Here is a 20,713-nt window from a genome sequence, read left to right as displayed (position 1 = left end):
CATGAACATGCCCATACGACCGCCCGTGCGCCCGCCCATGTGATCACCGACGACGCCGAGGCCCTCGCGTTCGCCGCCGCGCTGGCCGACGAGTTCCGCGCCGGTGCCTCCGCCCGCGACACCGAACGCAGGCTCCCGCGCGCCGAGTTGGACCGCCTGTCCGACGCCGGACTGCTCGCCGTCACCGTGCCCGCGGAGTACGGCGGCGCCGACGTCAGCGCGCAGACCCTCGCCGAGATCTTCCGTCTGCTCGGCTCGGCCGACGGCAGCCTCGCCCAGATCCCGCAGAGCCACTTCGCCTACGTCAACGTGATCCGCCGTCAGGGCACCGAGGATCAGCGGAAGTTCTTCTTTGCCGAACTGCTCGCAGGCCGCCGCTTCGGCAACGCCCAGTCCGAGGCCGGGACCAAACACATCCAGGACATCCGCACCCGGCTGACCCGCCGGCCCGACGGCTCCTACACACTGACCGGCGTCAAGCACTACTCCACCGGCGCCCTCTTCGCCGACTGGATCCCAGTCCTCGCCCGCACCGAGGACGACAACCTCCATGTCGCCTACGTCCCGAGCGACGCCGAGGGCGTCACGGTCGTCGACGACTGGGACGGAATGGGCCAGCGCACGACGGCCAGCGGCACGGTCCGCCTGGAGGCCGTCGCCGTCCCCGCCGACCGGGTCCTGCCGCACCACCTCACCTTCGAGGGCCCCCAACTCCACGGCGCTGTCGCCCAGTTGCTGCACGCGGCCATCGACGCCGGGATCGCCGGGGGAGCGCTGGCCGAGGCGGCCGAGTTCGTCCGGACGAAGAGCCGCCCCTGGTTCGAGAGCGGGTTCGAGACCGCCGCCGAGGACCCGCTGCTGATCCAGCGATTCGGTGAACTCGCCCTCCAGGTAAGGGCGTCCGAGGCCCTCTTGATCCAGGCGGCCAAGGCCGTGGACGCGGCGCGCGCCAACCTGAGCGACGACTCGGCGGCGGAGGCCTCCATCGCGGTGGCCGCGGCCAAGGTGTACGCGGCGCAGGCGGCGGTGGAGGTCGCGGGCGCCCTGTTCGAGGTGTCGGGCACGCGCTCGGCTCTCAACTCGCTGAACCTGCACCGGCATTGGCGGGACGCCCGCACCCACACCCTGCACGACCCGGCGCGCTGGAAGATCCAGCACATCGGCAGATACGTGCTCAACGGCACCAGGCCACCCCGCCACGGCCTCCTCTAACCCCCATCGGACAGTCCGGATCGGAGACCCCACGTGTCCCTCACCTTCCACTGGTTCCTCCCCACCAACGGGGACAGCCGCCATGTCGTCGGCGGCGGTCACGGCACCCCCGCCACCACCTCCGGACGGGACCGGCCGCCCACGGTCGCCTACCTGAGCCAGATCGCCCGCGCGGCGGAGGACCTCGGCTTCGTGGGCGCCCTCACGCCCACCGGCGCCTGGTGCGAGGACGCGTGGCTGACCACCGCGATGGTCAGCCAGAACACCGAACGACTGAAGTTCCTGGTCGCCTTCCGGCCCGGCTTCGTCTCGCCGACGCTCGCCGCGCAGATGGCGTCCACGTTCCAACGGCAGACCGGCGGGCGGCTGCTTCTCAACGTCGTCACCGGCGGCGAGAGCCACGAGCAGCGGGCCTACGGCGACTTCCTCGACAAGGACGACCGTTACCGACGTACCGGCGAATTCCTGGAGATCGTACGGCAGTTGTGGGACGGCAAGACCGTCGATCTGGCCGGCGAGCATCTGCGTGTCGAGGACGCGAAGTTGGCACGGTTGCCCCAGCCCGTGCCCGAGGTCTACTTCGGGGGATCGTCGCCGATCGCGGGAGAGATCGCCGCGAAGTACGTGGACGTGTACCTCACTTGGGGCGAGCCGCCCGCCCAGGTCGCCGAGAAGATCGCGTGGATCAGGGGGCTGGCGGCGAAGGAGGGGCGGACGCTGCGGTTCGGCATCCGGCTGCACGTCATTACACGTGACACGTCCGCCGAGGCCTGGGCCGAGGCGAACCGGCTGCTCGACGGGTTCGACTCCGAGACCGTGAAGTCCGTGCAGGCCGGGCTCGCCCGGAGCGAGTCCGAGGGACAGCAGCGGATGCTGGCGCTGCACGGGGGCAGCCGGGACGGACTGGAGATCCACCCCAACCTGTGGGCCGGGATCGGGCTGGTCCGGGGAGGGGCCGGGACGGCGTTGGTCGGCAGCCACGAGGAGGTCGCCGAGCGGATCAAGGAGTACGCGGCGCTGGGGATCGAGGAGTTCGTGCTGTCCGGGTATCCGCATCTGGAGGAGGCGTACTGGTTCGGGGAAGGCGTGCTGCCGAGGCTGGCCGCGGAGGGAATCTGGCGGCACCCGGTCGGCGACCGGAGGCCCGCTGAGGCACAGGTGCCGTTCGCGGGCTGAGCCGTGGTCAGAACCAGTGCAGGCAGTGCGGGGAGCGGTCGGCCCGGAAGAGCGCGTCGGCGAGGGCGGGCGCGTCCGGGCGGTGGGCGCGGATGTGTCCGGCCCGCACGAGAGTGCTCGGTGCGGTGCCGCCGAGGTAGACCGAGCCCAAGTCGCTGATGTCCATGGACAGATCGGGCTCCCGGCCCGTGAGGACGCAGTCGGCCTTGCCGTCCCGGACGGTCAGCAGATACCGGCCGTGCTCGTCGAGGAACGGGTCGTCGACGGCGAGGACGAGTTCACCGTCCATCGACCAGCCGCGCTCGGTCAGCGCACGCGGGACGTCCAGCAGCCGCACCCAGAGCCAGTCGGTGTCGCCGCTCACCTCTCCGGCGCGGAAGTCCGCGAGCTGCCAGCGCAGCGGGTGGCCGGGCGGGAACTGCTTGAACACGACCTGACTGACCAGGTCGTGGCCGAGCACGAACCGGGCCAGAGCCGTGAAGACGGCGTCGTCGGTGGCGATGGTCTCGTCCACGGTCAGGATTTGCGAGTCGCCGAGCGCATAGCTGGCGTACCCGTCCGGGACCCCGTCGGCGTCACGGTGGACGGCGACGTAGCGAGGCTTCGGAGAGATCGGGGGCTGCCCCGCGCGCAGGGCCCACCAGCGGTGCGGCCGGGACAGCGCGCCGGGCTGTGCGCGGCGGTAGCGGTCGTAGACCTCCTCCAGGATCTCGCCGCACTCGGCACGCCGCAGCAACTCGACCGAGCCGGAAGCCGAGCCGTCGGCAGTGCCTTGCGCCCGAGGAAGGGCGAGGGCAGCCCGGTGACGCGGCACTGTCAGGCGCTGGGTGTAGGTCGCCGGTCCGTAGCCGAACCTGCGGTAGATCAGGGCCTCGGAGGCCAGCAGCACGGAGAGGGACTCCCCGCGGGCGCGCAGCTCGGTGAGCTGGTGGCGCATCATCGCGCCGAGCACACCCTGGCGTCGGTGCGAGGGCAGGACGCCGACGGCGGTCACCCCGCTGACCGGGACGATGGTCTCGCCGGGCAGAGTGAGCTCGAAGGGGTATGCGCCGGCGGTGCCGACGGGCCGTCCGTCCGCCGTCGTGGCGAGCAGACAGCGGTCCATTTCGAGCGCCGACCACCACAGACCGCCGCCTTCGGTCGGGGTTTCCGGGAAGAGCCCGAACGCGGCATGGAGCGTGTCGACGAACACGTCGAGGTCGTCGTCGGTCGTGTTACGGATCTTCATCATTGCAGTGCAGCGCTTCTCCGTGACCGGGTCAAGCGAATTACGAGTCGGCCAGTGCCTTCAAGTGGGCCGCTCTCGACTCCGCCGTCTGACCCTGGACCAGCAGGAACAGGGCCTCGCGCGCGAGGCGTTGGGCCCTGCTCGTCAATGCCAGGGATCTACCGCCTCCGGCCACCACGGCTGCCGTCGTGGCCGTCATCAGGACCTCGTACGCCTGTGTCCTGAGGGCCAGCCGTTCGGCCAAGTGCTCGTGCGGTACCGGGTGTTCGGCCAAGGCGTAGGCCTGCCTGCGTACCTTGTCGAGGCGGGTGCGGAGTGGGCCGGCGGTGTCCTCGTCCAGCAGGGCGAGCGCCGCCTCCGCGACTCCGAACACCGCCGGTGACGCGTTCGTCGGCTTCGGGCGGTCGGTCTTCGCCCACTGCGCGTACGGTGCGCGCAGGGCCACCGCCTCCTCGGGGAGCCACAGGCCGTCCAGCTCCAGCGACACGGTCCGGGACGCGGTGAGGGCCGCCAGCCGCATCGGGACCGAGGCGCGCAGTCCGGGTTGCTCCCGCGCCTCCGTGAACGCGAACAACGCCTCGTCCTCGTCCGTCACCCCCGCGAGCAGCATCACGTCGTTCAGCCCCCATCCCGTGTACCAGGGCACCGTCCCGTCGAACCGCCAGCCGTTCCGCTCCCGCGACACCCGCACGGGGATGCGCGGGTACGCCCGGAGATGCGCGTACGCCACCCCGGACATCAGCTCACCTCGCGAGAGCGGGCCCAACAGCCTTTCCCGCACCGGCAGTTCGCTCTTCGCCAGCGTCATGACGGGTGTGTGGTGCTGAGTCTGGACGAACCACGTGGAGCAGCACGCCCCGGCCAGGATCTCCGCCGTCTCCCTCGCCACCGCGCCGGGTGCCGCCGAGCCGCCGTAGGACACGGGGGCGCTCACGCCCAGGAGCCCGGACTGTTTGATCGCCTCGATGTGGGTCGCCGGGACGCCCTCCTGGTCGACCTGTTCGGCGTGCGGGGTGAGGAGGTCGTCCGCGAGGTGGCGGGCTCGGGTGACGAGGGAGTGCGAGGTCATGCGGGTGATTCTCCCGATCGGCCGGGCCGACCACGCGCGACGCTCCGGCCCGCGTCGTAGGACACGGGCCGGAGCGCTGGGGACGGGGCGGAGCGGGGTGGGGACGGGGTGGTCAGTCCGCCGTACGTACGGCGGGCATCGCGAGGTCGACCGGGCCCGTGGCGCCGGGGCCGGTCTTGCAGGAGTCGTGGCAGTCCTTGTCCAGGCTGCAGCACAGGGAGCAGATTGCGCCCTCGTGGAAGGGGCAGTTCGCCACGTCGGGGCGTTCGAAGTCCGTCTTGCAGACCGTGCAGGTCAGTTCCACGGCCGAGGGCAGGCCGTCGGGGCCGAGGAGCGGCTCCTCCAGGTCGTCGAGGCGGGCGATGTAGTACTTGCCCTTGGTGAGGTACGCGAACAGGGGCGAGAGGACCATCGCCAGGAACAGGGCGATGAAGGGGGAGTACGCCTTGCCGTAGTCGCCGAACGCCTCGAAGTACGCGGCGATGGAGACGGCCGAGGCGATGAGCATCGAGCCGAAGCCGACCGGGTTGAAGTTGTACAGGTGGGCGCGCTTGAACTCGATGTAGGACGGGCTGAGTTTGAGCGGCTTGTTGATGACCAGGTCGGCGACGACCGCGCCGATCCAGGCGATCGCCACGTTGGAGTAGAAGCCGAGGACCGTGTTGAGGAAGCCGAAGACGCCGCCCTCCATCAGGGCCAGGGCGATGCCGACGTTGAGGAAGATGTAGACCACGCGGCCCGGGTGACGGTGTGTCAGGCGGGAGAAGAAGTTCGACCAGGACAGTGAACCGGAGTACGCGTTCGTCGAGTTGATCTTCACCTGGGAGAGGATCACGAAGAACGTCGCCAGCCCGAGGGCCACCGGGGCGGCGAAGGTCTTGAAGCCGTGCACGTACTGCTGGATGGGCTCGTTGGCCTTGGCCAGGCCGACGCTGCTGGCGATGTAGAAGGCGAGGAAGGCGCCGCCCATCTGCTTGGCCGCGCCGAGGATCACCCAGCCGGGACCGGCGGAGAGCACCGCGCCCCACCACTTCTTGGCGTTCTCGGGCGTCTTGTCGGGCATGAAGCGCAGGTAGTCGACCTGCTCACCGATCTGCGCGATGAGGGAGAGGGCCACACCGGCGCCCGCGCCGACCCCGAGCATGCTGATGCTGGAACCGGTGGGGGAGTTGCCCGCGAAGTGCGTGAACTGCGAGAACTTGCCCGGCTCCTGGATCGCGATGGACACGAACGGCGCGACCATCAGCACCAGCCACACCGGCTGCGTCCACACCTGCATCTTGGAGAGCGCGGTCATGCCGTAGATCACCAGCGGCAGGATGATCAGCGAGCAGATCAAGTAGCCGACGGCCAGGGGGATATGGAGGCCCAGGTCCAGGGCCTGGGCCATGATCGAGCCTTCGAGGGCGAAGAAGATGAAGGTGAAGCTGGCGTAGATGACCGACGTGAGGGTCGAGCCGAGGTAGCCGAAGCCGGCACCGCGGGTCAACAGGTCCATGTCGATGGAGTACTTGGCCGAGTAGTACGAGATCGGGATGCCGGTGAGGAAGATCGTCACCGCCGCCGCCAGGATTGCCACCATGGCGCTGGAGAAGCCGTTCGAGATCGCGATCGAGCCGCCGATGGCGAAGTCGGCGAGGTACGCGATGCCGCCGAGAGCGGTGGTGGCCACCACGTACGGGGTCCAGCGGCGGAAGGACTTCGGCGCGTAGCGCAGCGAGTAGTCCTCCAACGTGTCGTTCTGCGCCCAGTCGTTGTAGGTCCGTCCGGCAGCCGTTGCCGGCGCCTCTTTGTCGACGATCTCCGTCACGACACTTCCCTCTTCCACGGGTGTGGGTCATCTCCCGGACGGCCCGGGGGAGTTGGACGGAAGAGTCACGCCGCATTGTTTCCCGGCCGTTTCACGTTCTTTAAATAGGAGAGTTTTCAAAATTCTTTTGGCGACGCGCGTAGATTTAATCAATGCTTCCTGTGGAAACTATTCCTGGGGGAAGGTAGTCTCGATCGCAGCAGGTGGGGAGGTCAGAGTTGGGCGACGATGTCGAAGTCGAAGGCGTCCGCCCGCGCCAGGTACAGCCGTTGGTGGAGGTGGTTGCCGTGCAGGCGCAGTACACCTCGCGGGCCCTCGTACGAGACCGTGCCGTCCACCGCGCACATGGCGCCCACATCGAGCGACCGCGCCCGCTCGGCCAGTGCCGCGAGCAGTCGTACGCCTTCGAAACACGACTCGCCGAGGCTGCCCACGACGGGCGCCTCCACACCGAACCGGGCCGCGTAACGCCCGCTGAAATCAAGGCTTTCGGCGGTGGCGAGGGTCTCGAAGTAACCGGCCGCCGCCCACAGTCCTTCGGTGGCCTCCGCGCCGGTTGCCAGCAGGATGTTCTCGTCCATGTGTGTGCTCAGGCGCAGACAGCGCTGGTGCAACCCGTGGGCGGCGAACGCCCTGTTGAAGCGCGCCGCGTCGTCCCCGACGAGCAGCATCAGTACGGCGTCCGCCTCGCAGCGCTCGACGCGGCGCAGCACCGGCCCGAACTCGTACGTCCCCAGCGGTACGAACACCTCGTCGCGCACCCGGCCGCCGCAGTCCCGGGCGTAGCGGCGCGCGGCCCGGGCGGTGACGCGCGGCCACACGTAGTCGTTGCCCACCGTGCACCAGCGCCGCGCGCCGGTCTCCTCGGTCAACAGCCGCATGGCGGGCAGGAGTTGGGCCGCGTCGGTCTCGCCGGTGAGGAACACGCCCGGTGTGCGCTCGCCGCCCTCGTACTGCGCGGTGTAGACGTACGGCACCCGGCCCGCGATGCGTGGCACCAGTGCCTTGCGTACCGCCGAGGTGTGCCAGCCGACCACCGCGTCGACGGCTCGCATCGACACCAACACCTCTACCTCGGCGGCGACTTGCTCCGCCGGCGCGCCGCCGTCCACCACGATCAGCCGGACCTCGCGGCCCAACACACCGCCTGTGGCGTTGAGTTCCTCCACGGCGAGCTGCGCGGCCAGTTCGCAGGACGGGCCGAAGACGCCCGCCGGACCCCGCAGCGGTACGACCAGTGCCACGACCAAGGTCCTGACCGGGCCGCCGATCCGCCCGGGCGGCAGGGGATGCACCAGACCACCTCCGTGAGGGCATGAGGGCACGGATACCGGTCCCGGCCCCGGCGCCCTCGCAGAGGCTCGTAATCTGAACCGCACAGTAGACCTACCGGAAGGACAGCGGCAATGTCGTCCGTACCGTCGCCGGGCCTCGCCCACCTGCTGAGTCACGCCGAGCGGCGGATGGGCCTGCGCATGGCCCTCGTACTGGCCGAGGAGGACTGCTCGGTGGAGCAGTGGCGCGTCCTGTCGGTCATCGCGGACGGCAAGGGTCACCCGATGACCGAGATCGCCGACCAGGTCCTGATGCCCGCGCCGAGCCTGACCAAGCTGGTCGACCGGATGGTCGCCGACAACCTGGTCTACCGCCGCCCCGACCGGGCCGACCGCCGCCGCGTCCTGCTCCACCTCACGGCCCGGGGCCGCACCCTCCACGAGCGCGCGGCCCACCGCCTCCTCACCGACCAGACCCGGCTGCTCGACGCGATGGACGACCACGGCGATCTCGTACGGCTGCTCGCCCGGCTCACCGCTGCCCTCGATCATGCCGAAGGGGCCGGGGACGAACCCGCGGAGAAAATCCTGCCGGTTTCCTGAGGCGCGGTGTCGATCCGGGAACAGGGCGTTCGTGTAGGAGGTGAGAGAACCCCCCTCGGGGGGTGAAGGAACCCCTTACGCCATGGAGGACGTCATGCCGCACTACCTGCTCAGCGTGATCACGCCGACCGACGGACAGATGCCCTCGCCCGAGGCGATGGCGGAGATCGTCCACAATCTGGAGATCTTCCACGACGAACTCCAGGCCGCCGGTGCCTGGGTCTTCGCCGGCGGACTGCACGGGCCGGAGACGGCCACCGTGCTGCGTCCCAAGGACGGCGACGTCCTGATCACCGACGGTCCGTACGCCGAGGGCAAGGAGTACCTGGGCGGACTCTGCCTGATCAAGGCGGCCGACCTGGACGCGGCCCTGGAGTGGGGGAAGCGGGCGACCTGGGCCACCACCCTGCCCGTCGAGGTGCGCCCCTTCATGAACACGGCCGAGGACTGATGCCGTTCGACACCGACATCGAGGCCGTCTTCCGTACCGAGTACGGGCGCGCGGTCTCCGTTCTGGTCCGCTTCCTCGGTGACATCGACCTCGCCGAGGAAGCGGTCCAGGACGCCTTCACCACGGCCGTACAGAAGTGGCCGGAGACCGGTGTGCCGCCGAGCCCGGCCGGATGGATCATCACCACCGCCCGCAACCGTGCCATCGACCGGCTGCGCCGCGAGTCGTCGAGGGAGGCCCGCCACAGCGAGGCCGCCCTGCTGTACGCGTCCGACGCGCCCGCCGAGGAGGGACCCGTGCGCGACGACCGGCTCCGCCTGATCTTCACCTGCTGCCACCCCGCACTCGCCACCCAGGCGCAGGTCGCGCTCACCCTGCGCCTGCTCGGCGGGCTCACCACCGCCCGGATCGCCCGCGCCTTCCTGGTGCCGGAACCGACGATGGCCCAACGACTCGTCCGCGCCAAGGCCAAGATCCGCGACGCGAGAATCCCGTACCGCGTGCCCCGCGACGCCGACCTCCCCGACCGGCTCAAGGGCGTTCTCGCCGTCATCTACCTGATCTTCAACGAGGGCTACACGGACTCGCCCGAACTCCGCGCCGAAGCCCTGCGCCTCGGCTGCCTCCTCTCCGAGCTGATGCCGGACGAGCCCGAGGTGATGGGCCTGCTCGCACTGATGCTGCTCATCGAGTCGCGCCGGGCCGCCCGCGAGGGCCCGAACGGCGAGCTGGTGCCGCTGCCCGAGCAGGACCGCGACCGGTGGGACGGCGAGCTGATCGCCGACGGCCAGTCACTCGTCCGGCGGTGCCTGCGGCTGAACAACCCCGGGCCGTACCAGATCCAGGCCGCGATCAACGCCGTGCACAGCGACGCGCCGAGCGCGGACGCGACCGACTGGGGCCAGATCCTCCAGCTCTACGACCAGCTCATGGCCGTCACCCCGAGTCCCGTCGTCGCCCTGAACCGGGCCGTCGCCGTCGCCGAGGTCGACGGTCCGCGCAAGGCCCTCGACCTCGTGGACGCGCTGGACCTCGACGACTACCACGTGCTGCACGCCGTACGCGCCGATCTGCTGCGCCGTCTTGGCCGTGACACCGAGGCGGTACGGGCGTACGAAGAAGCCATCACCCGCACGGAGAGCGCGGCGGAACGCGGCTACCTGGAACGCCGCCGCCGGGAGCTCGTCCGCATGTGACAGCCGCGAGGCGGAGGGTGACCATGGCGGCACCGGAATTTTTGCCGGTGCAAGAATGGTTGCTATATACACCTGACCGTCGAGACCACCCACGCACCAGCAGCGAGGCACCGTGAACCAGTCCAGCCCCGAGCAGCCCGCCGACATCGTCGCCCGGCTGCGCGCCACGTTCCGCACCGGCCGTACCAAGCCCGTCGAGTGGCGCACCGCCCAGCTGCGCCGCCTGCGTGACCTGCTCACGGAGCATGGCGACGACCTCGCCGCCGCCCTCCACGCCGACCTCGGCAAGAGCGCCGCCGAGGCCCAGCGCACCGAGATCGGCTTCACGATCCGCGAGATCGACCACACCCTCGACCACCTCGACGAGTGGCTCCGCCCCGAGTCGGCTCCCGTACCGGCCCACCTCGGCACGGACGCCACCGCCTGGACGCAGTACGACCCGCTCGGCGTCGTCCTAGTGATCGCGCCGTGGAACTACCCGGTGCAGCTGCTGCTGACCCCGGTCGTCGGCGCGCTGGCCTCCGGCGACGCGGTGGTCCTCAAGCCCAGCGAGATGGCCCCGGCCACCTCCGCCGCCATCGCCCAGCTGCTGCCTGCCTACCTCGACACCGACGCGGTCGCCGTCGTCGAGGGCGGCATCCCGGAGACTACGGCCCTGCTCGCCGAGCACTTCGACCACATCTTCTACACCGGCAACGGCGCTGTCGGCCGCATTGTCCTGCGCGCCGCCGCCGAGCACTTGACCCCGGTCGCCCTCGAACTCGGCGGCAAATCCCCGGCGTTCGTCGACCGCGACGCCGATCTCACTGTCGTGGCCGACCGGTTGGCGCGCGGTAAGTTCCTGAACGCCGGCCAGACCTGCGTGGCCCCCGACTACGTCCTGACCGACCCGGAGACCGCCGCCGCGCTCGAACCCCTGCTGGTGACCGCGGTCGAGAAGGTCTACGGCGCCGACCCGCAGACTTCCGGCGAGTACGGCCGGATCGTCAACGAACGTCACTTCGACCGGCTCGCCGGACTGCTCGACTCCGGCCGCGTGGTCGTCGGCGGACGCAGCGACCGTACGGACAAGTACATCGCGCCGACCGTCCTCGCCGACGTGGACCCGAAGGCGCCCGTCATGGCGGAGGAGATCTTCGGCCCGATCCTGCCGATCGTCACCGTCCCCGGCATCGACGCGGCGATCGACTTCATCAACGACCGCGACAAGCCCCTTGCCCTGTACGTCTTCACGGACTCCGACGACACCCGCGCCCGGATCGCCGCCGAGACCTCCTCCGGCGCCGTCGGCTACGGCCTTCCGCTCGCCCATCTCACCGTCTCCGACCTGCCGTTCGGCGGCGTGGGCGAGAGCGGCATGGGCAACTACCACGGCCGCTACTCCATCGAGACGTTCAGCCACCGCAAGGCGCTGTTGGAGAAGCCGCTGGCCTGACCGACGGGCTCCTATATCACCGGTCGCTTATATAAGTGCCCGGTGATACATTGGTGCTCATGCACGCCTTCGATGTGCTCGGGGACCCCGTGCGCCGCCGCATCCTTGAGCTGCTCGCCGAGGGCGAGCAGCCCGCCGGCACGGTCAGTGACGTCGTCCGGGGGGAGTTCGGGATAACGCAGCCCGCGGTCTCCCAGCACCTGAAGGTGCTGCGGGAGAACGGTTTCGCGACGGTACGGCCGGACGGCACCCGGCGCCTGTATGCGGTCAACTCCGAGCCGCTGCAGGACATCGACGCCTGGCTTGGCCAGTTCCGTCGCTTCTGGACCCCGCATCTGGACGCCCTGGCAACCGAGTTGGCCCGGGGCAAACGTGAGCGCCGGCTCCGCGAGGCCGACGGCGACATCCCGAGGAGCACCCCATGATCGACGTGACGCACCAGATCAACTCCGTGAGCCGCAAGGTCGGCCGACGTGTCTTCAAGGCCGGCGAGGCCCGCGTGGTGACCGTGAGCCAGTCCTACGACTCACCGGTCGACGACGTCTGGGACGCCTGCACCAACCCCGAGCGCATCCCGCGCTGGTTCCTGCCGGTCACCGGCGAACTGCGGCTGGGCGGGAAGTATCAGTTGCAGGGAAACGCGGGCGGCACCGTCGAGCGCTGCGACCCGCCCAAGAGCTTCTTCGCGACCTGGGAGTTCGGCGGCGAAGTGAGCTGGATCGAGCTGCGGTTGACGCCCGAGGGCGACGGCACGCGCTTCGAGTTGGAGCACATCGCCCATGTCGACGACACGAAGTGGGCCGAGTTCGGGCCGGGCGCGGTGGGCGTCGGTTGGGACTCGATCCTGCTGGGGCTCGGCGGCAATCTGTCGGACAGCGGTTCCGTGAAGCCCGAGGACGCGATGGCCTGGCTGGCCTCCGAGGAGGGGCGGCGCTTCGTCACGGCGAGCAGCGAGGCGTGGTTCGCGGCGAACGTGGCGAGCGGCGAGGACGAGTCGGTGGCCCGCGAGGCGGCCGACCGGACGACGGCCGCCTATACAGGGGCCGGGAGTTGAGGGTCGCAGCGCCTGAATCGCTGACCTGGGACCGATCGCCGTTGTAGCGTGCGCGCGGGATGTCACGGGTGATCGGAGCCAGGGATGAGCGTCGGCGGCGAGACGGTGTTGGTGACCGGCGGGAGCGGATTCGTCGGCAGCCATCTGGTCCGGCGGCTGCTGGAGCGCGGCTACCGGGTGCGCACCACTGTGCGGTCTCTCGGCAACGGGGCGAAGGTCGCGCCGCTGCGGGCGATGGGGGAGCAATTCCCGGGCGCGCTGGAGCTGTTCGAGGCCGATCTGCTGGCGGAGGGTTCCTTCGACGCGGCGATGGACGGCTGCCGGGTGGTGTTCCATGTGGCCTCGCCGTTCCTGATGCCGGAGAAGATCAAGGACGGTCAGAAGGACGTCGTCGACCCTGCCCTCACGGGCACCCGGAACGTCCTCGCCGGCATCGAACGCACCCCCACTGTCGAGAAGTTGGTGTTCACGTCCACGGTCGGGGCGATCTTCGGGGACTACGCCGACGTACGGGCGATGAAGGACGAGATCCTTTCCGAGGACTACTTCAACACCACCAGCACGGTCGAGAACAACCCGTACCACTACGCCAAGACGGTCGCCGAACAGGCCGCCTGGGACGCGCAGCAGGCGCAGGACCGTTGGCGGATGGTCTCCGTCAACCCCGGCCTGATCCTGGGCCCTTCACTGACCCCGGCCTCCGACTCCGGCAGCCTGTTCCTCCTCGACGAGCTGTTCAAGGGCTACTTCTTCTACGGGGCACCCGACTTCAGCTTCACCGTCGCCGATGTACGGGACGTCGCGGACGCGCACATCGCGGCGGCCGAACACCCCGACGCGCACGGGCGTTACATCGTCGCGGCCACCCGGATGGCGTCCTTCCTCGACATGTCACGAGCCCTGCGGCAGCACTTCCCGCGCACCTACCGGCTGCCTCAACACGGCCTGCCGCACTGGCCGGTGCGCATCCTGGGCCCGGCGTTCGGGCTCACCCAGGACTACATCCGCAAGCACCTCGGGATCAGGTTCACGGTCGACAACCGGCGCAGTGTCGAGGAACTCGGCATCGTCTACCGGCCGTTGGAGGAGACGCTTTTCGATCACTACCTGGCCTGGCGGCAGTTGAGGGAAGAGCGTTGACTGTTCGTCGTTCTTCGCCGTTCACTCCGCCGACCGGTCAAGCCTCTTGACTGGTTCAGACCAAAGGCGCTTGGGTGTGGCCCGATCACCTTTTCGGTGTCATGAGCCTGACCACACTCAACCGAAGGGCATTCATGCGAACCCCCCACGCCCTGCTCGCCGTCACCGCCGCGCTGGCCGCGACCTTCGTCTCTCCCTCGGCCGGAGCCGCCGACGCGGTTCCGGCCGCCGGCACCTACTACGTCCAGAGCGCCACGACCGGGCTCAACGCGGCCGACAAGGGGGGAGCGGTGGAGCAGCACAACCCCAAGGGCAACGAGGACCACCAGCAGTGGAACCTCCGGACGAGCGGGTCCTCGTACGTCCTGGAGAGCACCGACACGGCCGGCAGCTGTCTGGGCCGCTCGGGCAGTCAGGCGAAGACCGTCGCCTGCACGAGCGCCGACGCGGCCTGGCAGATCACGCCCATCGGCGGCGACCAGTACACGCTCCAAGTCCCGGGCACGACAAGCTACTTGACCGTGGGCGCCAAGCCCTCCGGCGCCAACTACCCGGCCCAGCTGGCCATCGGCTCCTCCGACAGCCTCGCCTCCTGGTACCTCACCCCGATCGCCTCGCCCACCAAGCCCATCCCCGCCCAGGACCAACGCACCCTGGACCAGGTCACGTTCCTCACCGCGCACAACGCCTACGCCAACGGAGTCGACGGCGGCTTCGCCCCGCCCTTCGTGAACTTCTTCCCGAACCAGTCCCGGGGCATCAACCAGCAACTCTCCGACGGCGTACGGGGATTCATGCTGGACATCCACCAGACATCCGACGGCGCGATCCTCTGCCACGACAGCTGCACGCTGGTCAGCAGCCCGGTCGCCCTCAACGTCGACCTCCAGCGCATGGTGGACTTCCTCAAGACGCACCCCGACCAGTTCGTCACCGTCTTCCTCGAGGACTACGTCGACCCGGGTGTCCTGCGCAGTGAACTCGCCCGCGTCAACGGCCTGTACGACGTGCTGTACCGCCCCGACCAGACCGGTGTGCGGCAGAACGGCTGGCCGAAGATGGCCGACCTGATCGCCGCCAACCACCGACTGCTGATCTTCACCGACCACAGCCGCGCCTCCGACGAGTCCGCCGGACTCACGCGGGACAGCTTCGGCGTGATGTACCAGCGCGAGTGGACAGTCGAGAACTACTGGTCCATGGGCTCCGGGGCGAGCTCCTCCGACTGGTCCTGCTACAGCCGGTGGTACGGCAACGACCTCAACGTCCCGCTGACCCAGACGTATGCGGGGTTCCGCCCGCTGTTCGTCATGAACCACTTCCGTGACGCCACCATCGCCGGCACGGCGCAGACCGACAACACCAAGGTGCTCGACCGGACCCAGCGGTTCTGCCAGCCGGCCGCCCGCAAGAAGCCCAACTTCCTCGCCGTGGACCGCTACGACCTCGGTGACCCGGCCTCCGCCGTCAACTCCCTGAACACCTACACGTATCCGTAAAGAGCGGGCGGCCGTGCGGCGGTCGTGTGCGAGGATCCGCTGATGACCTCTGAGAAGATCACCGCGGCCGCCGCGGGCACCTGGAAGCTCGGCGACCTGACCGTCAACCGCATCGGTTTCGGCGCGATGCGGCTGACGGGCAGCGCAGCCTTCAACCTCGGGACGCCGAGCGACCGCGACCGGTCGATCGCGGTGCTGCGCAAGGCGATCGAGCTGGGTGTGAACCACATCGACACGGCTGCCTTCTACTTCTCGTCCCTGCGGTCGGCCAACGAGCTCATCAACTCCGCGCTCGCTCCCTACGCGGACGACCTCGTGATCGCCACCAAGGTCGGTCCCTTCCGCAACTACTCGGGGGAGTGGGGCACGTCGGCCCGCCCCGACGACCTGCGCGGTCATGTCGAGGAGAACCTGCGGCAGTTGGGGCGCGACCACCTCGACGTGGTCTATCTGCGCCGGATGCGGCAGGACTCGATCGCCGAGCACTTCGGCGCGCTCGCCGAACTCCAGGAGGAGGGCCTGGTCCGCCACCTCGCGATCTCCGACGTCGAGCCGCGGCACCTCGCCGAGGCACAGGAGATCGCCCCCGTGGTGAGTGTGCAGAATCGGTTCGGGCTCGACTCGTCCAGCCCCGAGACCGACGACATGCTGCGGATCTGCGGGGAACAGGGCATCGCCTTCGTCCCGTTCTTCGCGATCGCGGGGGCGGCCGGGCCACAGGGCGCGACCACCGCCCACGACGCGGAGGTACTCGCCATCGCGGAAGCCCATGGCGTCACCCCGGCCCAGATCCGCCTCGCCTGGTCCCTCGCCCAGGGGCCGCACGTCCTCGCGATCCCGGGCACGGGCAACCCCGACCACCTCGCCGAGAACGTGGCCACGGGCGCGATCCGGCTGACCGAGGACGAACTGGCCGGGCTCAACGAGCTGCACCGCAAGGCCGGTTGAGCGACGGCGGGGCTCACACCACCCAGGTTCCGTCCCGCATCAGATGTCGCTGGGGCAGCTCGCGCACCTCGTGCCACGCCTGGACGGCGACCGGCCGCACCCGGAAGAAGGAGTAGGGCGCTCGGTCCTCGCGAGGATCCCAGCCGTACTTCGCGGGGAAGGCCTCGGCCGCCGCAGCCGGGACGTCCTGGGCGGTGAAGGCGGTCGCCTCGCCGTCGATCAGTACGACGTCCCGGGTGTCGGCGAAGGCGAGCCGGGTCCGTCGTCCGTCGCTGAGATTGCGGCCCGTGGGGTTCGTGGCCCGGGTGGACAGCCAGACGGCCTGCCCGTCCCAGACGAACCACAGCGGCACCAGACAGGGCAGCCCGTCGGTGTCCGCAGAGGCCACCCAGATGTCCGACTCCTGCTCCAGCCGGGCCAGTACGTCACGCCTGCGTTCTTCGGGGCCGCGGGGCGGCACGGTGATCTTCATGCCCGGGACGCTACCGGCGGCGCCCGCGCGGCACCTCGGGCCAGGGTCGTAGGACCCCGGACCGAGGTGAGAGCGCCCGAGCGTCAGCCCAGTTGCTCGTGCAGGAAAGGCACCGTGCTCGCCCAGGCGCGGGTGGCGGAGTCGGCGTCGTAGACCGGGCGGCCGTCGTTGAAGAAGGCGTGGTTGGCCGGGTAGAGGCGCAGGTCCGGGGTGATGCCGGACTGTTCCTGGATGGTCTTGCTCAGGGCGTCGAGGCCAGATACCGGGATGCTCTCGTCCAACTCGCCGTAATGGCCGAGGATTTGAGCCTTCAGGCCGGAGAAGTCGGGGAGTTCGCCCTGGATCACACCGTAGAAGGGCACCGCCGCGCTGACCCGGGGGTCGGCCGCCGCGAGGTACAGGACGAAGCCGCCGCCCATGCAGAAGCCGACCGCGCCGACCGTGTCCGAGGTGACCTCGGGCAGGGACAGCAGGTGGTCGACCGCGCCGGAGAGCAGTTCGACACCGCGGGCGACCGGGAGGGCCAGCATCATGCGCAGGGCCTCGTCGCTCTCGTGCGCCACGTTCCCGCCGTAGAGATCGGGGGCCAGCGCGACGAAGCCCTCCTGGGCGAGGCGGTCGGCGACGTCGGCGATGTGGTCGGTCAGGCCCCACCACTCCTGGATGACGATCACGCCCGGCCCCTGCCCGGACGGCGGCAGCGCGAGATAGCCGTGGGCGGTGCCCCCGGCGCTGGGAAAGGTGACGTTCTGACGGGCCGGGGCTCCGGTCGACTTCGGCAGTTCGGAGGACATGGCGCTCAACTCCTGTACGGCAAGGCTCGGTGGGGGCGTCGGGGCGGGCCCCGGCATGATCTCCAGATTCCCAGCCTGTCACGGCCGGCTTCGGAGGTCGCTCCGGCCCCTCCCTTCGCCCACCGGAGGCGGATCGGTGCCCGGGCCGCTGCCCTGCCCCGTGCGCACCACCCGTCCGGCGGCCACCTTCTGCAGCAGTCCGTACGCCAGCACGGGCAGCAGGATGTGCGGGCGGTCGGGCAGCGTCGTCGTGATGAGCACCGCGCTCGCGCTGCTGTTGTTCATTCCGCAGGCCAGCGTCACCGAGGCGCCGGCCCGGGCGTCGAGGCGCAGGGCCCGCGCGGCCACCCGGCCCAGCGTGAAGGACAGCCCGCACACCGTCGCGGCGACGGCGAGCGCGGCCACCAGGAGGACCGGGCGCGGATGGCGCAGGAAGGGACCGAGCACACCACTGGCGTTGACGTACGTCAGCAGCAGCGAACCCGGGAGCGCCGCCGGGACGGCCGTGGCGAGGAGCATGGCCAGCGCGCGCCGGGGCAGCACGAGGCGGCACAGGATGCCCGCCGCGCACGGCAGGACGACCGAGGTGAGGGCGAAGGCGTTCCCGGCCGAATGGGCGGCCGCGGCGAGTCTGCCCGCGTAGTCCCCCTGGAGCAGGGGGCACAGGACGGCCAGGGTGAGCGGGACGGTGAGGGGGCTCACCAGGGTGGAGGCGAGCACCAGGCCGACGGCTGTGGGCTGGTCGCCGTCCCCCTTCGCGGTCCACACCGTCGCCCCGGCCGCCACCGGCATGGCGACGACGAGGATCATCGCGGCGATCATGCCGCTGCCCCCGTCGTGGTCCGGCGAAAGACGCAGCGCGAGGGCGACCCCGGGGACGATCAGCAGCGGCACCAGGATGTGCAGCGCGAGGCCCGCGAGCAGGGCGGCGGGGCGTCGTACCAGCAGGCGCAGTTCACGCAGCGGCACCTGGAGACCGGCGCCGAACAGGACGAGGCCGAGGAGTAACTGGGGTGTTCTGAAGGGGAGTTCGGCGATACCCGTCGCATGCGGGTACCGGAGCCACAGGCCCGGGCCGGGCAGCACGGCCGCGGCGACATACGTCACGGCGACGGCTCGCCCCAGGTGGCGGCGCAGCAGGGTGAACAGGTGAGGTACGGAGGGAACCCTGGCGGGCTGGGGCTGGGGACACATCGCGGCGCTCTTCCGTCGTAGGACCTGGGCGGAGACGGAACGCCGGTATCGCGTGGAAGCTCGTCGACGCGCGCGGGGGAATGAGTGTGCGAAGCCCTGCGGTCATCGGCGACGGTCCCTTCCATAATGGGCACGCGGGAATGGGTACACGGGTGCGGTGACGAGACGGCACCCGAGTGACTACAATCCTGTAGACGGTCTACTGAACTGTAGACGAGGACGGGGTGAGGATCGTTCCCATGGCCGACGCGAAGGACGAACGCCGACCGGCGGGTGAGCTGGAGGCCACCGTCATGGCCGCCCTCTGGGCCGCCGGCGACCCGCAGACCCCCGGCGAGGTGCAGCTGAGCCTCGGCACGGGGCTGGCCCGCACCACCGTGACGACGATCCTGACGCGGCTGCACGACAAGGGTGTTGTCGATCGCCGGCGTCAAGGCCGGGGCTACGCCTACTTTCCGGTGCAGGACGCGCAGGGGCTCACCGCCCGCCGTATGCACACCGAGCTCGACCGGGACGCCGACCGGGAGACGGTCCTCGCCCGTTTCGTCGCCCAGCTCAGCGCCGACGACGAGCGTGTTCTGCGCGACCTCCTGGAACCATGACACCCTGAGCGTGATGAAACTCGGTGAGCGATGATCGCCCTGCTGCTCCTCCCGCTCGTGCTGCCGTTCGCGCTGCGGTCGCCGGCCCGGCGTGCCCTGGAGCGGCTCACGCCGGTGGCCGCGCTGTGGCTGCTCACCGGCTCCGCGGTGATCGCGGCCGGTTGTTCTCTCGCCGCGCTCGGTGTGTTCGTCCTGACCGGACTGCTCCGGCTGCCGTTGTTCGCGGCGCTCGGTGAACTCGTGCACCCGTTGCGCACCTCCGCCAACGGTCTCGTGGTACCGGCGGCCGTGGTGTCGGCCGGTGCTCTCGCCGGGTGCGCCTGGTCGCTGACCCGGTGGGCGCTGCGGCAGTCCCGTGCCCTCCGTGACGCTCGCGCGCAGGCCGGGTGCGGGCCCGCCGCGGGCGACCTGTGCGTGGTCGAGTCCGCGCACCCGGACGCGTACGCCCTGCCCGGACGGCCGCACCGCATCGTCGTCACCACCGGGATGCTGCGCAGTCTCGACGCCGCCGAGCGCGAGGCGCTGTTCGCGCACGAGCGGGCGCACAACGCGGGCGGCCACCACTACTTCCTCGCCGCCGCCGAACTCGCCGCCCGCTGCCACCCCGCGCTCCGCCCGGTCCGCGACGCGATCCGGCTCGCGGCCGAACGCGCCGCCGACGAGGCTGCCGCCAGGGTCGTAGGCGACCGGCGCCTGATCGCCCGCGCCATCGCCCGAGCGGCCCTCGCCGGACAGTCGGCCCGCGCCGCGCGCCCGGACTTCGTCCCCGGCGCCACGACAGGGCCGGTCCCGCAAAGGGTGAAGGCCCTCCTGGCGACCCCGCACGTCACCCACCGTGCCGCCGCCTGTGGACTTGCCGCCCTGCTCATCGCCTGCGCCACGGTCTCTTTCGCGGCCTCGGCGACCGGGATGGTCGACGTCCACCATCGGGTGGAGGTGGCTCAGGGGGAGGAGGCGGGGTGACGGGCGCCCCGCTGACCTGCAGATATGCCCGGCCGCCCGGGACTCCCTGAAGTTCGGGAAACCCCGTCGGCTCACCTCTCTCCGGCTCGGACTGGCATCCGTGACGTTTTACGTATAACCTCACCCGTCAATCCCACCGAACGGAACCCGCACGGAGACCCCCCGATGAGCCGTATCGCCCTGGTCACCCTCGTCGTCGACGACTACGACGAGGCGATCCGCTTCTACACCGAAGCCCTCGGCTTCCGCCTCGTCGAGGACGCGGCCCGCCCCGACGGCTCCCGCTGGGTCGTCGTGACGCCGCCCGGCACGGACGGCGACGGCACCGGACTGCTGCTCGCCCGTGCCAAGGGCGAGGACCAGCGTGGCCGGGTCGGTGACCAGACCGGTGGGCGCGTCGGGTTCTTCCTGCACACCGACGACTTCGCCCGCGACCACGCCCGCATGCTCGCCGCGGGCGTGACCTTCCTGGAGGAGCCGCGCCACGAGCCGTACGGCTCGGTCGCCGTCTTCCAGGACCTGTACGGAAACCGCTGGGACCTGCTCCAGCCCGCCGCCTGACCCGAACCCGCTCACCCGAGAACCGTCGAGGA

Annotated in this window: 20 protein-coding genes and 1 pseudogene; 14 read left to right on the top strand and 7 right to left on the bottom strand. The window is 70.2% G+C overall.

The window, feature by feature from the left end:
• Positions 1–39: 39 nt before the first annotated feature.
• Entirely contained in the window at positions 40–1,212 is a 1,173-nt protein-coding gene (locus OO70_RS07600; RefSeq protein ID WP_043665930.1) for an SfnB family sulfur acquisition oxidoreductase, read from the top strand.
• A 33-nt stretch (positions 1,213–1,245) separates the two neighbouring features.
• On the top strand, positions 1,246–2,388 hold the full coding sequence (locus tag OO70_RS07595) for an LLM class flavin-dependent oxidoreductase (RefSeq protein WP_043665928.1): 1,143 nt from the start codon (positions 1,246–1,248) through the stop codon (positions 2,386–2,388).
• Positions 2,389–2,395: 7 nt separating this feature from the next.
• Here the strand turns inward: OO70_RS07595 and OO70_RS07590 are convergent, their stop codons facing one another.
• The 4 genes from OO70_RS07590 to OO70_RS07575 all read right to left on the bottom strand — a co-directional run bounded on the left by OO70_RS07590 (position 2,396) and on the right by OO70_RS07575 (position 7,790).
• Positions 2,396–3,616, bottom strand: coding sequence for a GNAT family N-acetyltransferase (locus tag OO70_RS07590; protein ID WP_043666784.1), 1,221 nt, complete (start codon positions 3,614–3,616; stop codon positions 2,396–2,398).
• A 40-nt stretch (positions 3,617–3,656) separates the two neighbouring features.
• Positions 3,657–4,685, bottom strand: coding sequence for an acyl-CoA dehydrogenase family protein (locus OO70_RS07585; RefSeq protein WP_043665926.1), 1,029 nt, complete (start codon positions 4,683–4,685; stop codon positions 3,657–3,659).
• 112 nt (positions 4,686–4,797) lie between these two features.
• Entirely contained in the window at positions 4,798–6,495 is a 1,698-nt protein-coding gene (locus OO70_RS07580) for a purine-cytosine permease family protein (RefSeq protein ID WP_043665924.1), read from the bottom strand.
• A 212-nt stretch (positions 6,496–6,707) separates the two neighbouring features.
• Positions 6,708–7,790 (bottom strand): substrate-binding domain-containing protein, encoded by a 1,083-nt coding sequence (locus OO70_RS07575; protein ID WP_043665920.1) that lies wholly within the window; start codon positions 7,788–7,790, stop codon positions 6,708–6,710.
• Between the two features lie 111 nt (positions 7,791–7,901).
• Here OO70_RS07575 and OO70_RS07570 point away from each other — a divergent pair, with 111 nt between their 5' ends.
• The 9 genes and pseudogenes from OO70_RS07570 to OO70_RS07530 all read left to right on the top strand — a co-directional run bounded on the left by OO70_RS07570 (position 7,902) and on the right by OO70_RS07530 (position 16,095).
• The gene (locus OO70_RS07570) at positions 7,902–8,372 is read left to right on the top strand and encodes a MarR family winged helix-turn-helix transcriptional regulator (RefSeq protein WP_043665918.1); all 471 of its coding nucleotides are present in this window, start codon (positions 7,902–7,904) and stop codon (positions 8,370–8,372) included.
• A 94-nt stretch (positions 8,373–8,466) separates the two neighbouring features.
• Complete coding sequence (locus OO70_RS07565) at positions 8,467–8,823, top strand: YciI family protein (RefSeq protein ID WP_043666782.1); 357 nt, start codon at positions 8,467–8,469, stop codon at positions 8,821–8,823.
• On the top strand, positions 8,823–10,019 hold the full coding sequence (locus OO70_RS07560) for an RNA polymerase sigma factor (RefSeq protein ID WP_043665915.1): 1,197 nt from the start codon (positions 8,823–8,825) through the stop codon (positions 10,017–10,019). The genes OO70_RS07565 and OO70_RS07560 overlap by 1 nt, the downstream gene beginning before the upstream one ends.
• A 97-nt stretch (positions 10,020–10,116) precedes the next feature.
• Positions 10,117–11,454, top strand: a pseudogene (locus tag OO70_RS07555) (aldehyde dehydrogenase family protein); the annotation flags it as partial.
• A 59-nt stretch (positions 11,455–11,513) separates the two neighbouring features.
• Positions 11,514–11,879, top strand: a complete 366-nt coding sequence (locus OO70_RS07550) for an ArsR/SmtB family transcription factor (RefSeq protein WP_043666780.1) — start codon at positions 11,514–11,516, stop codon at positions 11,877–11,879.
• The gene (locus OO70_RS07545) at positions 11,876–12,508 is read left to right on the top strand and encodes an SRPBCC family protein (RefSeq protein ID WP_043665910.1); all 633 of its coding nucleotides are present in this window, start codon (positions 11,876–11,878) and stop codon (positions 12,506–12,508) included. The genes OO70_RS07550 and OO70_RS07545 overlap by 4 nt, the downstream gene beginning before the upstream one ends.
• Before the next feature lie 84 nt (positions 12,509–12,592).
• Positions 12,593–13,648 carry an NAD-dependent epimerase/dehydratase family protein gene (locus OO70_RS07540; protein ID WP_043665907.1) on the top strand — a complete coding sequence of 352 codons (1,056 nt, stop codon included), beginning with the start codon at positions 12,593–12,595 and terminating at the stop codon, positions 13,646–13,648.
• A gap of 134 nt (positions 13,649–13,782) precedes the next feature.
• A complete protein-coding gene (locus OO70_RS07535; RefSeq protein WP_043665903.1) occupies positions 13,783–15,147 on the top strand; it encodes an RICIN domain-containing protein in 1,365 nt (454 codons plus the stop codon).
• A 42-nt stretch (positions 15,148–15,189) separates the two neighbouring features.
• Positions 15,190–16,095, top strand: coding sequence for an aldo/keto reductase (locus tag OO70_RS07530; RefSeq protein WP_043665899.1), 906 nt, complete (start codon positions 15,190–15,192; stop codon positions 16,093–16,095).
• 13 nt (positions 16,096–16,108) lie between these two features.
• On the opposite strand, the gene OO70_RS07525 is transcribed toward OO70_RS07530, so the two are convergent.
• The 3 genes from OO70_RS07525 to OO70_RS07515 all read right to left on the bottom strand — a co-directional run bounded on the left by OO70_RS07525 (position 16,109) and on the right by OO70_RS07515 (position 18,555).
• Positions 16,109–16,567: a pyridoxamine 5'-phosphate oxidase family protein gene (locus tag OO70_RS07525; RefSeq protein ID WP_043665896.1), complete on the bottom strand. Its 459-nt coding sequence runs from the start codon at positions 16,565–16,567 to the stop codon at positions 16,109–16,111.
• An 83-nt stretch (positions 16,568–16,650) separates the two neighbouring features.
• A complete protein-coding gene (locus OO70_RS07520) occupies positions 16,651–17,361 on the bottom strand; it encodes a dienelactone hydrolase family protein (RefSeq protein ID WP_043665893.1) in 711 nt (236 codons plus the stop codon).
• 78 nt (positions 17,362–17,439) lie between these two features.
• The gene (locus tag OO70_RS07515) at positions 17,440–18,555 is read right to left on the bottom strand and encodes a bile acid:sodium symporter family protein (RefSeq protein WP_051740849.1); all 1,116 of its coding nucleotides are present in this window, start codon (positions 18,553–18,555) and stop codon (positions 17,440–17,442) included.
• A 239-nt stretch (positions 18,556–18,794) separates the two neighbouring features.
• Between OO70_RS07515 and OO70_RS07510 the strand changes: the two genes are divergently transcribed.
• The 3 genes from OO70_RS07510 to OO70_RS07500 all read left to right on the top strand — a co-directional run bounded on the left by OO70_RS07510 (position 18,795) and on the right by OO70_RS07500 (position 20,681).
• A complete protein-coding gene (locus OO70_RS07510; protein ID WP_043665890.1) occupies positions 18,795–19,157 on the top strand; it encodes a BlaI/MecI/CopY family transcriptional regulator in 363 nt (120 codons plus the stop codon).
• A 30-nt stretch (positions 19,158–19,187) separates the two neighbouring features.
• Positions 19,188–20,120 (top strand): M48 family metalloprotease, encoded by a 933-nt coding sequence (locus tag OO70_RS07505; protein WP_043665887.1) that lies wholly within the window; start codon positions 19,188–19,190, stop codon positions 20,118–20,120.
• 165 nt (positions 20,121–20,285) lie between these two features.
• Entirely contained in the window at positions 20,286–20,681 is a 396-nt protein-coding gene (locus tag OO70_RS07500) for a VOC family protein (RefSeq protein WP_043665884.1), read from the top strand.
• The last annotated feature ends 32 nt before the right edge of the window (positions 20,682–20,713 follow it).

The organism is Streptomyces xylophagus (assembly GCF_000716435.1).
Classification (GTDB): Bacteria; Actinomycetota; Actinomycetes; order Streptomycetales; family Streptomycetaceae; genus Streptomyces; species Streptomyces xylophagus.
The sequence above is the reverse complement of the archived record's forward strand: the minus strand, read 5'-3'. Positions and strand labels throughout refer to the sequence as shown.